The 16,437-nt window shown below is 42.2% G+C and carries 10 protein-coding genes and 1 pseudogene; 6 read left to right on the top strand and 5 right to left on the bottom strand.

The annotated features are described in order from the left end of the window. Positions 1-32: 32 nt before the first annotated feature. The 4 genes from ACJJIP_RS12775 to ACJJIP_RS12760 all read right to left on the bottom strand — a co-directional run bounded on the left by ACJJIP_RS12775 (position 33) and on the right by ACJJIP_RS12760 (position 3,955). Positions 33-734 (bottom strand): OmpA/MotB family protein, encoded by a 702-nt coding sequence (locus tag ACJJIP_RS12775; protein WP_444945289.1) that lies wholly within the window; start codon positions 732-734, stop codon positions 33-35. Beyond that, positions 727-2,037 carry a MotA/TolQ/ExbB proton channel family protein gene (locus tag ACJJIP_RS12770; protein WP_020414884.1) on the bottom strand — a complete coding sequence of 437 codons (1,311 nt, stop codon included), beginning with the start codon at positions 2,035-2,037 and terminating at the stop codon, positions 727-729. Before ACJJIP_RS12770 ends, ACJJIP_RS12775 begins: the two co-directional genes overlap by 8 nt. After that, on the bottom strand, positions 2,037-3,269 hold the full coding sequence (locus ACJJIP_RS12765; protein WP_020414885.1) for a hypothetical protein: 1,233 nt from the start codon (positions 3,267-3,269) through the stop codon (positions 2,037-2,039). Before ACJJIP_RS12765 ends, ACJJIP_RS12770 begins: the two co-directional genes overlap by 1 nt. Before the next feature lie 71 nt (positions 3,270-3,340). Further along, positions 3,341-3,955, bottom strand: coding sequence for a bactofilin family protein (locus ACJJIP_RS12760; RefSeq protein WP_020414886.1), 615 nt, complete (start codon positions 3,953-3,955; stop codon positions 3,341-3,343). Positions 3,956-5,064: 1,109 nt separating this feature from the next. On the opposite strand from ACJJIP_RS12760, the gene ACJJIP_RS12755 reads away from it, so the two are divergent. The 3 genes and pseudogenes from ACJJIP_RS12755 to ACJJIP_RS12745 all read left to right on the top strand — a co-directional run bounded on the left by ACJJIP_RS12755 (position 5,065) and on the right by ACJJIP_RS12745 (position 7,291). Continuing rightward, positions 5,065-5,334, top strand: a complete 270-nt coding sequence (locus tag ACJJIP_RS12755) for a hypothetical protein (protein ID WP_444945288.1) — start codon at positions 5,065-5,067, stop codon at positions 5,332-5,334. A 30-nt stretch (positions 5,335-5,364) separates the two neighbouring features. After that, positions 5,365-5,730 (top strand): annotated as a pseudogene (locus tag ACJJIP_RS12750) (phytanoyl-CoA dioxygenase family protein); the annotation flags it as partial. Positions 5,731-6,286: 556 nt separating this feature from the next. Further along, positions 6,287-7,291, top strand: a complete 1,005-nt coding sequence (locus ACJJIP_RS12745) for a hypothetical protein (protein ID WP_444945287.1) — start codon at positions 6,287-6,289, stop codon at positions 7,289-7,291. Positions 7,292-7,491: 200 nt separating this feature from the next. On the opposite strand, the gene ACJJIP_RS12740 is transcribed toward ACJJIP_RS12745, so the two are convergent. Further along, positions 7,492-7,935, bottom strand: a complete 444-nt coding sequence (locus ACJJIP_RS12740) for a CopD family protein (protein WP_444945286.1) — start codon at positions 7,933-7,935, stop codon at positions 7,492-7,494. A 667-nt stretch (positions 7,936-8,602) separates the two neighbouring features. On the opposite strand from ACJJIP_RS12740, the gene ACJJIP_RS12735 reads away from it, so the two are divergent. From ACJJIP_RS12735 to ACJJIP_RS12725, 3 genes are all read left to right on the top strand, one after another. After that, entirely contained in the window at positions 8,603-10,432 is a 1,830-nt protein-coding gene (locus ACJJIP_RS12735; RefSeq protein WP_444945285.1) for a VCBS domain-containing protein, read from the top strand. Positions 10,433-10,628: 196 nt separating this feature from the next. Then, positions 10,629-11,672 carry a DJ-1/PfpI family protein gene (locus ACJJIP_RS12730; RefSeq protein WP_444945284.1) on the top strand — a complete coding sequence of 348 codons (1,044 nt, stop codon included), beginning with the start codon at positions 10,629-10,631 and terminating at the stop codon, positions 11,670-11,672. 1,100 nt (positions 11,673-12,772) lie between these two features. Continuing rightward, positions 12,773-16,267: a fascin domain-containing protein gene (locus ACJJIP_RS12725; RefSeq protein WP_444945283.1), complete on the top strand. Its 3,495-nt coding sequence runs from the start codon at positions 12,773-12,775 to the stop codon at positions 16,265-16,267. Positions 16,268-16,437 lie beyond the last annotated feature (170 nt).

Raw genomic sequence — 16,437 nt, 5'->3', positions numbered from 1 at the left:
GTGTTTATGAATAGGCTGGAGGTTGGTTGGCTTCACAAAGCTTCCTCAAGAATTTGCAGGATATGGCTTTCAGAGTCACGTACTACCCGGAATGCCACTCTGCGAGAGCGATCCGGATCTTCTATACCACTAGCATTGAGTACAGGCCGAGCAGAGGAATAGCCTACGGCCGCAACTTTTGCGCGGACTAGTACCGCTTGAGTCGGTGGTAGCAGCGAGTGGGCATACTGCATCACCGCTCTTGATCGCTGCTGTGACAGACGCAAATTATGAAAGTAACCTTCTTCTGGTTCAGATTGTTCACCCCACTCAGAGCTTGTGTGTCCCTCTATTTGGATTGCGGCAATAGAGTCCATATATGGAGTCAGGGCAGCAATATACCTGGGTACAAATGAGGACATAATCTCTCGGGCATTGTCACTCAGAGTGAAATCCCCCGCTTTAAACAGGGCATCACTATTATTAAATGAAATGGCGAGGGTTTGCTTATCCAGGGAGGCTCCCCAGTGATCCAGGTCGTTAGCAAACTCCTGTTGCAGGGTTTGGTAGATTGCAAGTTGAGTATCGCGATAAGACTCTGCAAGCTCTCGAATCTTAGCGCGTTCATCTATTAAGGAGCGCATTACGAAGACAGCAATACAGAGAAATACCATCATCAGGCCTGCCATCATATCGGATAGGCTGATCCACTGGCTCTCGCTGTATTCGCTGTTGGAGTGGGCACTCTCAAACATGCTCCTCTCCGACGACCTGCTTCACTTGACTGTCGATACGTTTCATTTGCTGGATTAACTGGCGGAAATCCCTTGAGAACTCACCACTCAGGGTGCCTAGCGCATCACCCATCGCAGCCATTACACTCTCGACTTCGCTATGTAAGCGTTGATCCAGTAGCTCATACTGACGTTTGATGCTTACATCTGCATTGGTCAAATCACGAGTGATCACCTGGGATAACTCAGTAATCATCTGTTGGTGAGTCTTGGCGATAAGTTGTGCCAGTTCAACCATTGATTCACGATGGCTGTTTGCAGTCTCTTGTATAATGTTGGAAAAATGTTTTGGGTCGATACTAGTAAGGACATCGGCGAGAGCAACGACCTTATTCGTCCTCTGCTCAAAAACCTTAGCCTGGGTTTCACTCAGGGAGATTAGGTGTTGAACTTGAGTGCCTAACTGCTGATTCGCTTTTTCTATTCCTTGGGTAATAGACTCAAACTTAGGTGCGATATCTGGAATAGATTGCTGCAGTACTTCAATGGATGCCTGCTGTTCATTAAGCATGACAGAGATTTGCTCGGAGTGAGTACGCTGCTGTTCAACCAGCGAAGGAATAACGTTAAAGATCTCCGGTAATTCAGTAATACGTTGGTGCAGCTGCAAAAGGTTCTCTTGTGCACCGTTAATCTCAATCAGTAGGGATGTGGTTTGCTCACGGTAGATCGCAGCAAGCTCGGCGTGTTGCTCATGCTGATCGATTAATGCTTGCAGGGCAGGGGATACAGCCTCCAGCTGTTGAGTAAACTGCTGCAGATTATCACCCATTTGTGCGTTCAGTCCCTGATTAAACTTCTCCACAACTGAAGTTAGTGACTGTAAAACCTCTTCGCTAATACTGTGTTGAAACTTTGTCAAATCCTGTCGCTGGTCATTGATCGCTTGCAAAATATCATCTGCAGTGGCTCTGGCTGGCTGATCTTTGCTAAATATTTGGAAAATAGTGCGCAAGACCAGCGAGAGGAAAAGGCCTAAGATACTTGTCATAAAGGCGGTTTCCAGACCTTGCATAAGTTCTGAAATCGAGGTGTCGATATCAGCAAGGTCAAAACCATAGATACCAAGAATAATACCGATAAAGGTGCCCAGAATACCAAGAGCGGTCAGTAGAGATGGAGTTTCTTTTACGAAGCGTGGAAACTTGCCAAATGGGTAAAGGATCAAGGCTATAGTGCCAAGGGCAAGCATAACTATAAGAAAGGTGTCTGTTACCTGCTCAGGAGATAACTTAGTCAACCAGTGGTAGAAAAACTGGGTCATTATTGATCCTTTACAACTTTCTGCATTGTTATTTCGTGATAAAAGGGCCCGTTGGGTATTCTCCCTGTGCCCTGACTTAGAACTTTCATTTGTGGTAGAGCTTTCACTACATCGGTAATAGTGCGGAACTTTGTCTGCTTATTTCCAGCTGGTTGGATATAGGTTCCAACAAGGCCTGATGGCTGAATCTCGAAAACACCACAATTAACTGGAAGTTGCTCTTGCTTGAACAACAGAAAATGCATCACACCGTTATTGCTGAGATACTGATATAGCGTATGTGTGATTAACTGAATTTGTTCAGTGGAAAAGAAATTCAGGAGATCCCAGAGCAAAATACAATCCAGGTTTTCAGGTAGGGTGGCCTGTCGTAATGCCGCCTGTACCGCGCTATTAAAGGGTACCTTGCGGCTACATTGCCAGAGAATTGCGGAATAGAGATCTGAAATAAACAGTTCACCCACCTCACGCTGGAGGTGCTGCATATTCCTTCCGGCTTTCTTCCCTACGTCCAGAGCTTTACTGACGGGAGAGCGCTTGGTGTGCATTAATGCTTGATCAAGAGCTGTCAAAGGGAGTTCGGTAAGGCTTGTTTGTCTAAAGGCGGAGATTGCAGCTGAGGTTCCCCCCGCGCGTACAGCGTTTTGTGACTTTACATTACCGTATTCAAACATCAGCTCGATAAGATCTTTACGCATGCCTTTTCTATGCAGGAGAGAGGAGCGCAGAGAAAAGTTACCCATGGTTTTCATCAGGTTGAGCGACGAGTATCGGTATGAGGGTAATGGCTCCGGCAGTGCTAGGGGCTCTGAGTTAAAAGTGAAGCCGGACAAACGCTTAAAATCAGCGGGCGCTTTAGGCATTGTGCCGGTGTACAGCATAGTATGGAAGATGGTGCCAGCTTTTAAGTGAGGTCGGATTTCCTCAATTAATTGCGTAATAAGCTCGGGCTCCATAAAGTTGAAAAGGTCCCAGCAGAGCACGACATCAAGTTTTATCCGTTGCGGCTTTCTAGTCAGGTGTTTAGTTAACTTTATGGTTCGTGTCTGCTGGTCAAATGAGTGGATCTCAAGCAGCAGGCTACGTAAATCCTCAATAAATGTCTGGCAGGATAGTTCCAAAAAGGTTTGTGTAGTGCCAAATGAGAGACACCCTAAATCCAATACTTTACCACCTGGTTGAATCACCTCGTCCACCAAGGCGGCAATACCAAACGAATGATGCTGCAACATACTCTCACACTAAAAGCTAGAGCCCCGGCAATAGCCGGGGCTCGTATGGAGGATCAACTGAGGAATTTAACTCAGCTCTCCTCTGTTTCCTCTTCAGTCTCCTTGGTACCGAACAGATAGTCGCTGGTATCGGATAGACGGGATGAATCACTCGCGGTTGAGCTGCTAGAAGTGTAGGAGGAATTGTTCTGGGAACGATTTGCAGGCTTATCTTCAGTTGCCGGCAGGTCTGGGTGCACCAATCGGTCTGAGAATTCCTTGTGACGTTCTTTCATTTCGGAGTCGGTATCTACCATATCCATAGAGCCGCGGAACTTACCACCGTCGTCGAGTTTGATCCGAGGGGCAATCAGGTTGCCATTTACCTGAGCAGTATTTCGGATCTCTATTAATTCATCGGCAAGTGCGTCGCCATCCAGTGTGCCTTCAACAACAATATTTTTTGCGTGGATATTTGCAGTCACTGCGCCGCCGGTACCAACAGAAAGGTTGTGGCCAACCATAATTACAGTACCGTCTACAGTGCCTTCTACATGTAGATCTTCGGTGCCGATCAACTCACCGCGAAAATTGATACCCTCACCAAGCACTGATTTGGCGCCTGAATTCGAGAGAGATGATTGCTGCTCACCAGCGCTCATGCCTGCTAGAAAAGGTGTGGAGTCATTGCTTTTGTCAGTGCTCATCTAAATAAATCTCTTCGTTGTGGAAAAAGTCAGCTATTAAATTTCTTGTAGCCAGGCCCTCGGCTGAAGTCTTATCCGTAGGCCAGCTAATACATTGAGTCGAAAAATCACGAAAGCTCAATGTGAGAACAGTGGTCTCGCGATGGCAGGAGATACATGTTCATTTTTTCGCAGAAACCTGGATATCATTACGCAAATATTTTCTACTACTGGAGCTCTCTTTTTCTCCTCTCCATGCTCTTGGTATTGGAGCACTTGGCTGAATGCTAACTTCATTCAGCAAGAGGATTTACGTAGTTATGGTTTCATCCGTATATTCATCTCTGGTAGATTTTTTATACCATCCCTTAACAGCTTCAACTTTTTCACAGGTGGCTTGTGCCAAGCCAGAAATTAATTTAGGTCGGTGTGGGTATTTGCCAACAGAGAGCACACCGAGAAATTTACAAAACTTAACCCGCAACCTTTAACTGTATAAAAATAGTCCTACTACCTAATTCTAGTGACGATAAATTTCTGGGATTTTTCACCATAACGTCACATTCTTACTTTTACATTAAGGTGTAATTTGTAAGTAAATATTTACTTCTTGTTGTGGAGGGCACACTGCTTATTGTCTGCTGATGGGTATTGAGTCTTACCTGGCACATATCAATATAGATTGGATTGTTACTACCTTACAGCGCGAAAGCCACCCTAACGGATCGGCAATCGATCAAGCTGACCTCGACTTGAATGGGCTGAATTTAGCACGGATTCCACGCTAAAAGTGTGACATGGAGCACTTTTTGCTCGCCTTGACCTAGAGGAAGTGACATTGGTGCTTCGAATGCAGCAGTGTCAGTACCACATACTACTAAGGGGTGTGTTGCTTGGTAGGTAATATGAAATGTGGAACAATTCCTCATGCATAAGGGGTTGAAAAAAGAAGAACTTAAAAGTCTAAACCACAAAATATGGGTAGTGTCTATGCGAAAATGGGCGAAACCTATATGAAAGTTTCTGGAAATAGAAATTCCAGCAAGGAAGCACTTTCTGATCGATAACTTTTACTCGCCCGTTGGGTGAAAAGTACATAAAATCCAGTCTCGTTTTTGGGTTGTTAAATAATGATCGGTTTGGAAAAAGGGTATTCTTTAATTAATGACATTCTTCCGAAAAGCCAGCTTGAGGTTCTTCAAAATGAGTTTGAAGATTTAAAGCTTGCTAGGGGAACTGGAGGCATACGCAATGTAGAGAAAAAGTATAGCTCTATAGCGGCCTTGGCTACATCGGACTTGATTGTAAATTTAGCGCAGAAATACTTAATTCAGCGTCCTCGATTGGTAAGGAGTATCCTGTTTGATAAGCATGAGAAGTGTAACTGGCTTGTCACTTGACATCAGGATAAGACTGTAGCGGTCTCTTCAAAATTTACTAAGTCTGGATGGGGCCCTTGGAGTGTTAAGGATGGTGCTCACCATGTGCAGCCTCCTCTACATGTTCTTGAACAAATGATTACGATCCGTATTCATCTGGATGATACTGATGCCAGTAATGGCTGCTTGAAGCTTATTCCTGGCAGTCATCAATATGGGGTTTTTCAGCAAGATGAAATATATAAATATGTTAAACAGCATAATCCGATTGCTTGTGAGGTAAAATCCGGTTCTGCATTAATTATGTATCCTCATATTCTTCACGCTTCAGATAGAGCTTTATGTCCTAGGCGCCCCAGAGTGGTGCACCTGGAATATAGTTGCTATAAACTGCCAGCTGGGATTACTTGGGCATAGTGTAACTAGATTCAATTTTCGATAATGATGTACGGGTTGACACCCATTTCATTACCTTGCTATCAATTAAGATGTTCGTGTTGCATGTTACCATTGTAATTAAGGTAAGAAAGGTCGCGCGACGATACCTGTTGGGGCGCAGTCCGCTGCTTTTACTCTCTTCTTAAAGATTGGGTAAAAAAATAAGTCAATACTTAAAAATATAATTATTTAAATGATAGTCGATTTCCTTGAAGGTGGCTGGTGATCATATTTTCCTATAGAAATCGATAATTTTTATAGAAATTTTGACTAATTTAAGAGCGCTTTAAGTAGTGGCAATTGCTGATGGCTGCTTATCAATTTGTCACTTACCTGTTTCTTGTTGTATTTTTTCGTTTCGGAGTTGGTCTCTGTTTATTTGAAAATTTAAGATTTATTTTTTTATTGATTTCTCTGTTTGGTGGCATTTTGGCTGTTAAAATCATGCGCGGTCAGATAAGGGGTTGATTTATTTGATTGGATAGGAGGTTTTACCTTCTAAATATAAGAATGATCATGTTGAAAATGGTGAAAAATGAATAGTCAAATAATAAGATTTTTAACTTGTTGGGTGATTCTTTTTGGAGCTTTTCAAGCGCAAGCGTTTGAGCCTAAATCAGATTTATCGGTGAACTTGGAGCGTGTCCGCTATTGTCAAAATTTTTGGTGCACCCGGCAGGATACTCAAACTGAGTATCTTGCTTGGGAGCAAGAAGGTGTTAGCAACTCTTATCAATTATATACTCAGATTGCAAGGGTACGGCAGCCAGCGCGAGAAGATGTGCGGAACTTGGTATTTATTGCAGCTGGACAACAGCCTCCGGGATACGGTTCTGAAAGTGCAGTAACAGGCCAGGAGGATAACTACAAAAGAAACTGTGGTATCTCAGAAAAATCCTGCTCCCGAAGCATAGATGGCCGTTCGCTTGCCCGGCAGGTTCTGGATTCAGAGTATTTTCCTGCAGATGATACCTTCTTCGCCGTAGCTTTTGATGCACAATTTAACTATTTGGTGAGTAGTGATGAGAAATCTCGTATAGAAAGTGCCTACCTTAAGTGGTTAAAATCCAAAGCTTATGCTTCCAATCTTGAAAGCATCTACTTGGCAGGGTCATCCAGAGGGGGCTGTTTAGCAATGCGCTTGGCAAAGGCTCTGCGTAATGATCCGGACTTTCGTAACATTCGAACCATTGTTCATAGTTTTGATGGAGTCTGTAAATGGGATCAGAATGAAATGGGAGTAACTTCTTCTTTTTTCCGTAACCCGGAAAACTCAACTTATTTGAGCTACTATACTGATCTCAATGCTCAGTTTCCCTATAAAGACAATTTATATATCCGCCAACTGGCAGGTGGCGATGAAGTTATTGAGTTTACAGGGGTGCACTCTTTTGTCTATACGGCAGAAGATGTCAGCCTGGGTTGGTATGCTCAAAGTTGGGTCAATTTGGACCATATTACTATCGATCGAGATATGTACCCAGAAGTTAGAGATCAGACCGTGGTACCATTTTTAAAGCATTTGGAAGAAGTTTTTTAATCCGTTTCGTTGATTTCAATTGATCTAAAATCCATTATTTGTATGTTTAATTGATTGGGTGTGAGGGTTGCTGTTAAGCAGCCCTCTTTACCTAACTGGAGTTTTATTTTGTAGAAGCCTAATAAGTAGGTGATTAGCTGTATTTATGCAGAGTAGCTGGTCAGTTGGTTGAGCCAATAAATGATAGTGGAGAATTCATTTTAATATAGCCAGCCTGTTCTGAAGGAAATTCCTACATATACAAATAGAACGGAGAGAAGTGTTACTGGAATTATATGATAAGCGAGAGCCTTCAGGTTTCTGGTGGACAGGTTCGGAATAATCCTGAGCCTTGCGTCAATAGCAAGGAGGAATGTAAGGCCCAATATGATTAGCTTATATGAAATAAGCCTCGAAACCGGATTTGAGAAGTTAAACCACTGGGATATATCGGGTAAGAGGCTAAAGGCTAGATAGATACCGGAAAGAATCTGTAGAAGAAGGGCGGGGATACCAATTTTCTCATAGCTGCTTTCAAACCTTGAGATAAATTCTATATCCTGACTTCTTAGGGCGGAAGGGAGGATTGTGCATGCCAGCACCAGATGCCCTCCAGTCCAAACAGTTGCACCTAGTAAATGCAAAAACAGTACTACCTCGTACATTTCTATCCCATTATTTGATCCTTTTAAGCACTATATCTATATATGATATTGGTGCCCACCAATTTCTTGGATCGTTATGATGAATATTATTGACGTATCGTTAGAGGGATTACTTCATGCGAAAAATGAGGTGGAAGTTGATGTAAGTCAAGAAGATAAGTTGGATTTTGTAGTAAGAGTCTACTAACTAATAATGCCGAGATGTCATGTACTTTGTGCATTAGTATTTAAATAATTTTCCTTACCCAACCCATTCGATAATTGCCTTACCCTGACAGGGGGGCTCATCTATTGTTATAGGTTTTTAGGTCTATGCCAATAAGTGCGTAACAGTAAGAAGCGAAGCAGGCTGGTATTTAACAAAATACTAAAAGCTTCTTTTCATGTTTTAGAGGGTTTTACTCTCTTGATCAGCCAGTAAAGATATGTGTTGCGGGGACTACTTACTGTAGGGCTACTTGTAATGAGTCAAAACTAAGAAATCCTTACTTGGCTCCCAATAGTTGATAAATGATGCTTAAAAAAGGAAAAAGTCAATTGTTCGCAATTTGGAAACTTCAGGTGCTCAATATAGAAACAATAATATTTGACCGAGTTCATAAAATAAAAAAAAATGCTCTTACAATTTTATTCCAAAATAAGTGTGATTGGATCTGTAGAGAATAATATGAACCAGCTCTCTAAGCTTCTAATAGTTATTGTTTTGTCTGTTTTCGTAGTTGCCTGTAGTGGTGGTTCTAGTGACAACAAAAACAGTAATCCAGAGGTAACTAACAATGGTGGTAATACTGGGCCTAACCCAGATCCAGGCCCAGGCCCAGATCCAGGCCCAGATCCAGATCCAGATCCAGACCCAAACCATGGGGTCATTAGTGGTGGGGAAGGTTACGTTAGTGAAGATAATGTAAAGTCTGCTACTGGCATACTGATTGATAGTACAAACCCAAATAGAATTTTTGAGGAAGTTAATGAGTGGGGGAAATACGGTCGCCTCCAAGTTCTCTCAGATGGCACCTGGGCATATACTTTGGATAGTAATCTTTCTGATCCGCTTAGTGAAAATGAACTTGCTACCGATGAATTTTCAATAGCTGTGGGAGCTGGAAATGACTTTACAGTGATTGTTATCGAAGTAACAGGTGCCGATGATGCCTATACTTTCGAACCAGACTCCCCCCTGGCGACATTAATTGTAGGGAGCAGGGAAAGTGCCAATGGCATTTTGTCGCTGCATGATGTCGATGGTAATACGCCGAGCTTTTCAGAGAAAAATATAGAAAGCACTTATGGTAATTTTAACATTACCAATAGTGGTGATTGGGAATATATCCTTAATGATAAGGCGGATAGTATAAAAAGTGATGACTCAGTAAAAGATACTGTTAATTTCCAGTTAACAGATGGTGCTCAGCAATCTGTTACATTTTCTATAGTGACTGCAGACCCCAATGGGTCTGGCCCTTTTGAGCTTTCACTGGATCAAAAGCGGGAAATGCTTGATAGGCATAATCACCTTCGTCAGCGGTGTGCCAGTGGTCAATCTGGAGAAGGAGAAGGGCCTAAAACTGCTGGAAATATGCAAACTCTTTTTTGGGATAATGCCTTGGCTAAGATGGCGAAGGAGCGGGCATCGGCCTGCTATTTTGGACATCTAGGCGACTCTGCAGGTATTAGAGACTCTTTTGATAAAGTAAAAAGTGAAGTATCTTTTGTATTGCCCGGGGGTTACGTTGAAATTGGTGAGAATGTAGCCATTCATTTTACCAACCCTCCAGCATCTCAATATAATGCCGAGCAATGGGCTGGAGCGGTTCAGGCTTGGTATGATGAGAGCTATGCATATAATTGGGAGACTGGGCAGTGTCACGATGACACCTGTGGACATTGGGCTCAAGTCTGCTATGGGGAAACTCGCTATGTTGGATGTGCGGTTGCTGAGTGTGACAGTATCAATGGTGTTGATGATCCTGCATATAATGATGGCGCACATGTCACAGTCTGTAATTATTTCCCCGCAGTCGATAAGTCTGTGTTGCCTTTTGTAGATAATTTTGGGTTTGAAAATTGCAGAACTTGCCTCAATTATGATATGCCCTTTTGTGCAGATAATATGTGCACTGGCGGAATATCAAAAAATTGGAATGCATCAGGTAAAACCGACAAAAATATTGATCAGTGTACAGATGGCTTAGGCAGAGATATTGTACCTTGCAAGTTTGGAGATCATCCACCACCCGCAAAGGTTAGTGGCTTTAAATATAGGATAGATGGAATGCAAGTGTTTCTCTCCTGGAATCACACTATTGAAAATGACGGTGTGCTCCATTACGAGTTATCTCGTGATGACGAATTGCTTGTAAATACCCGGGAACCTTCATACAAAGATTCAGGTTTAGAGTTGGGGAAAAACTACCGCTATAAAGTCATTGCGGTGGATCATTCTGGTAGAAAAAGCCAAGAGCCCGCCTTCCTTGATGTTACGATAAGTAATAATTAGGTGCTTTATAAGCAGATTTTAAATACGACTAATGAGTTAATGGAAGGGAAATACGGATATTTTCATCGAAAAGGCCATTATCGACACTGCTGCTAATAAAGCATAATCAAACAGGCCGCCCCTAGTAAATTTGCACCCCAATATAGTACTTGGTATGGATTTCCTAACTGCCAATAGCCAATTCTAGATAGGCGCAATGCGCTTTTGTGGGGCGCAACCTAAAATAAACAGGTTTTCTAACCTCAACAATAAAGAGTTGGGTTTTATTTTGAAAAAAGTATTATATATCTGCGTGGCTGTTCTTTTAAGTTTAAATGCCTATGCTAGCAATGGAAAAGTGCTTGTTGTCGTTTCAGCAGCTGACCATTTGACCCTAAAAAATGGTGGTGTAGTCGAATCTGGGTATTTTGTGAGTGAGCTATCAGAAACCTTGAGGCAGCTGGAAGCTAATGGATATGAATTTGATATTGCCACACCAAAAGGGAAAACTCCTGTAATTGATGGTTTTGGCTTGCAAATGTATTTTTATAAAGCATCAGTGGTATCAAATTGGCCTCAGTACACTTTAAACCCTAAGATAAAAGCCGAGGAGGAGCGCTTAAAAGATATCGCTACAGCAATGAAATATTTCGGTAGGCTCAAGTTTGCTAATCGTTACGCAAATGACGAAGTATCTGCTTTTCTAGATGATGTTGAATACAAAATGGAGCAGCAGCAACTTACTGAAAAACCTTTGCTCACGCTGGAGTCATTGACACAATCAAAATCTTTAGAAAAATATGATGGAATCTATATTCCGGGAGGTCATGCGCCAAAAACAGATCTTCTGTTTAGCGAGGAGCTGGGGAGTATCTTAACATATTTCCATGAAACCCAAAAGCCGACTGCTATAATTTGCCATGCTCCGATAGTGTTGTTGACAGCAATGGAAGGTATCTATGATCCATTTATCCCCCTAAGTGAAGAACAAAAAAATAACTTCATTTACAAAGGATACAACATTACACTGGGTAACAAGTCTGAAGAGCTAATTCTTGAGAACTTTCTTTATTTAAAAGGCAGTCGCCTAGAGTATTACGTTGCAGAGAAAGCAAGAGAGGCTGGTCTTAAAGTAAGTAATTTTCGTGTGCCCTCAATGTCGCAAGTAATCGAAGACAGAGAGCTGGTCACTGGAGCGAATCCGTCCTCGGTATATTCACTGGCAGATAAATTTATTTATAAGTTGCAAAATAGGCAGTAGCTTACCCAGTAGGCGCACTTCATTAGCATATGCGGAATCACGATATACTAAAGTGGAGCGATCTCCTTTAATGCGTTCCTGAGTAATTTCTTACCTTGACGGTTACAGTTGTAAAGCGCAACTCTTGTGGGTGAACGTTGCCTAGCAAGACCTAATAACTGTAGCCTTCAAGACCTATCCTATGGGATAAGCCTGCCACATACAAACTTGCCCGATTTCAAGGAAAAATTATTTTTTAGAAAGAGCTCATCCCGACCTGAATTTCCTGAAACAGCTTTACGACAGCTTGGTATTTTCTTTCTGTGCGGAAGCAGATAATTTTCTTGTATCATTACTATCCATTTAAGTATTATACAAAGCCACAAAGCCACAAAGCCACAAAGCCACAAAGCCACAAAGCCACAAAGTTGCCGGGTTGCTAAGAAGTGATTCCTTTCGGTTATTTTATTAAAGCTTAAATATTAAACCTAGATGGTGAGTCGCTTTGTTATCCCTGTAGTTCGAATCATAACGCCCACAGCTATTGTTTTGTAAATTTTGTAAAGGGCTGCGACCATTCCGATGGCTATCATTTGCAGCCTTCGCGACCGGTAAAGACATTGCGGAATTATGTGCGGACCTCCTTGAGCTTCAATCTTTCTAATGTCGCTTTAGATAAGTTTAATTCTATTTAATGGCACAAGTCAGCAGATGAATAACTGATAGGTTGATATATTGTTCGTTAATTAGAAACCGGTTGTTGTAAAATTTGAAACAATAATCTATTACCAGCTCTTTACTTTAAAAGATTCAATCCGTTATATTTTTATGTATGTTGTTGTTTTTATACCAATATTATTTTTAATATTAGGATGAAATTATTTATTCTCTATTTTTTTGTTATATTTGAGCTGGCCGGCTTAAGTTAATATTATTTTTGTGCCATTGGGGTCTCTTTAGGTTACATATCTATTGCATCAGGGTTTAGATGTTTTTTCATAGGAAATGTAATGCTCTATTGATAATTAACTTTCTCATTAATTATTTTTATTCGGTGTTAAGGGCGGGAGATCTTGTTCGGCATATCCTTTTATCAAAAAAATTAAATTTAGGATTTAGTTATGAATTTTAAGAGAGCCGGCCTGTATATCGTGTATATCATGCTTCTATTTAGCCTAATTATGCCCACGTACGCTCATGCAGGCATATGGGATAATTTCACAAGCTGGATTGCTGAAACCTGGGATAAAGTTGAGGAGAGTGCTGAAGAAACTATCGAAGATGTGGTTACTACAGTAGAGGATGCCGCAACTGCCTCTGTAGGATTCTTAGTAGACACTGGTGAATGGCTATATGATGGCCTGACAAATTCAGTTGAGGGGTCACTTGATTTTTTCTTTGGGGTAGCTGATAACTCAGTTACTGCACTAAATTATTTTGGCCTTGATGTCGATATATCTGATTGGTTTAGCACGGGGCCCCGAAACTCTGAAGATGGCGCACAGCCGTGGACTTTAGCAGACTACGATACTGGATCATACCCAGCCTATCTAGCAGCCTTTCGTGAGCGCCAGGCGGCCTATATAGAGCGAGTTTTCGATTCAGCGAGAGAGGAGCCAAATAATGACCACATGGTTCTCAGGGCTTATCTTGGTTTGCCCTTGGATAGGGCAGCATTGGCTCAGCGATTAACAGAACTTTTCACTCCGGGCAAGCATGCTTATAAAAATCCAGACATGCAGTTGATTCTATATATTCGTGTGTTGGCGGAGAGTGATGAGTACGATGACTTGATTCTAAATGAAATTAGTAAGCTCCCTTATTGGCAGGACGAAGACACCGAGCAAGTACGTGTGTATACCTCTGAAAATCATGTGCTTATGTGGCTTTCCACTAGCTGGTTGTTATGGGAAATGGAGGGATGGAATATTGGGGGCGGGCCAGAGAAAATCAAAGAGCGCCTTATACGTTATTTAGAAGTTAAAAGACGATATGGTGTTTATGAGTCTACTTCAAATACCTATAGTGGATTTTCGATATCCGCGCTATTAAATCTTTACGACTATGCCAAGGATCAGGAGATTAAGGAGCTAGCCGGGCAGGTCGCATTAATATTTCTCAATGATATAGCTATGGTGACAAATGATCTTGGCGCTGCAACGGCTGCAGATTCAAGGTCCTATGCGGGAAGCTATGGAGGAGTAAACACTATGAAAAATAGCTTCTCAGAGTATATGGCTTTAGTCACCGGCATGGGTCCACAGGAATTTACCGCTGGTAACCATATAGATATATTTGCCATGACTAGCCTTGATGTTAGCAGTGTTGCTTATAATCGTCTGGAAAAACTAAGTGGCGAGGTCAATATCAGCTATTACTCAGGCCACCCCATCACTGAGGTGGATTCGGTGTGGGCAGGTCTAGATTTGCAAGATAAGCTTATTTTTTCCCAATCTGCTGGTGCTTATGCTCACCCTGAACTGCTTGACGAAATGTTGGAATACTACCTGACGCCTGTTGCCGGATTAAATTTCTTTTTTGAAGATATTATCGTGGAATCTAATCTAGCAGATGATTTGGTGGATATGTCTGGAGTCCTGCTTACGGAGACCAGTGCGCCTTTTACTACCAGTTCTATAATTTCAGAAAAAACCTTGGATCTCTATCGCCATGGTGTAGTGCAGTTGAGCTCTTACCAAGATTACCATGCGGGCAATGCCGGTTGGCAACAACAGCCTTGGGTTGCCACAACCGGCACGCTTCAGGTTACCACACGTTCAGGAGCGGGAAATGGTGGTTGGAAAGCTGGTGGCCAGAATATGATGAATACGAACTTGCCCTATATCAAGCAAAACAAGAATGTGGCTCTGGTTTTGTACAAGCCGGCTATGGAGTTGCGCTTTATGGATGGCGTAGGTAACGCCACGGATTTTCTACCGATTGATGACTTTGTTACGGAATCAGTTAATTTAACTTGGCCAGCTGATATGTTTGATGAAACATCCAGCTTCAATAACTGGTTATTTGCAAGAGAAGGGGAAGGTTACGTAGCTGTCTATCGTCATTGCCAGGATACAAAAACCTTTATAGATCACGGAAAAACTATAGAGATTTTCAGCTGCAATGACGACGAGCAGGTTTGGGCAACCGTTGTTGGTAATACTCAGACTCATGGAGATTTTAGTAATTTTATATTCACAGTTTCACAAGCCAAGATCCAGAGCAAGTGGCGTTGGAGTTGGGCAGATAAGCGACATGTATGGGAAACTACTCTCGAGGTAGACGGAAAAACACTGGGTTACAGTTGGGAAGCCAATGTTGATGATTTAACCGACCAGGAAATGTGGAATCTGGCGGGTGCCAATAGCTCATCTACCATAGAAACGGCATCTGTACGTGGTTACCAGGTAAATGATGTAACTAGTAATTTGACTCGTACAGGCCAAGGTAACTGTGAAAGCTCCAATGATATTCTTCTACATCAAAATGTGAGCTACCATGGTTCTGATCCAATTATTTCACAAATATCGGAAGACGCTAACGGCGAGTGCTTTCTGCTGAATGTGGAGGAGCAATCTTTGGATACTGAAACTGACCACGGCGGCGAGCAAATCGATGTGGTGCATTTTCAGAATCGACGTTTTGTTGGAGGGGAAGCGGATAAAGTCTATGCCGTAGACCACGAATGGACCACAGTTCAGCTGGATTTTAGCTATACCAACCCCGTGGTATTCACTTCTGTCATTGGTATCGCCGGTCCCGACCCTGTTACGACTGAAATTCGCAATATAACCTCCAATAGTTTTGAGGTTCGGGTAGCAGAATTTTCATGGAATGATGGTGTTCACTTGCCTGAAACTCTGCATTATGTGGTGATGGAAGCCGGCACTTATACAACAGCTAATGGCGCTGAAATTCATGTGGATGCTGTATTGCTGGAAGATAATCTAACTGGTACCCCTGAGTTTCAAACCGTAGGTATTGATTTACAGGATTACTTCCTAGTAAGCCAAGTGCAAGGCAAGAATATGAATGAAACAATTGGTACTCGTATCAAGGATAAACAAACAGGTTCTTTTGACATTAGTTTAATGGTGCAAGAGGCCCACAAAGAAAAAGGAGAAAATCTGCAAGCCGTAGTGGGCTATATAGCTATTGGTAAACCCGCGGTTAAATCAATGAAAATTGCTTTAAGGGGCCACCATGGTAAATATTTGACCGCAACTAATAATGGTGGTAGTGGGCAAACAGTCAATGCCAATGCTTCAACAATCGGAAGCCATGAGACTATTATTCTCAGCGGTAATAGCAACCAGCAGGGCTGCTTTGTCGATGGTGACGATGTGTGGCTGCAAACCACCGATGGTTATTATTATGGTGCCCAAGAATGGGGAGCACTTGATGTAGCCGTTTCTGCCAGATATAGCTGGGAAACATTTAAATTAATTAATCATACGGACAGAACAGGCTGTTTGGAGGATGGTGATCGGATCTCCTTATTCAATGTCCGACATGGTAACTATATTGTTGCTGAAGAAAACGGTGGTGCAAATGCAAATCGCAAGAATCTTGACATATGGGAGATGTTTACTGTACATAACCTGATCGTGAACTGAGCAGTACGAAAGGGCACCTCAACTTGATGTGATGGGGTGCCTTAATTGATTGTACAAACCTCCTTCTGGATTGGATTTTTGCACTCAAACTAAATGAGCCCTTCATATAGGAGATAGGAGAGCTTACTTGAGTGAGGATTTCTATACGAGGACAGCTGGTCTGAGCCTGT

The sequence above is a fragment of the Microbulbifer variabilis genome (assembly GCF_052467165.1).
Note: the sequence above shows the minus strand (reverse complement) of the source record. Positions and strands in the feature narration are given on the sequence as shown.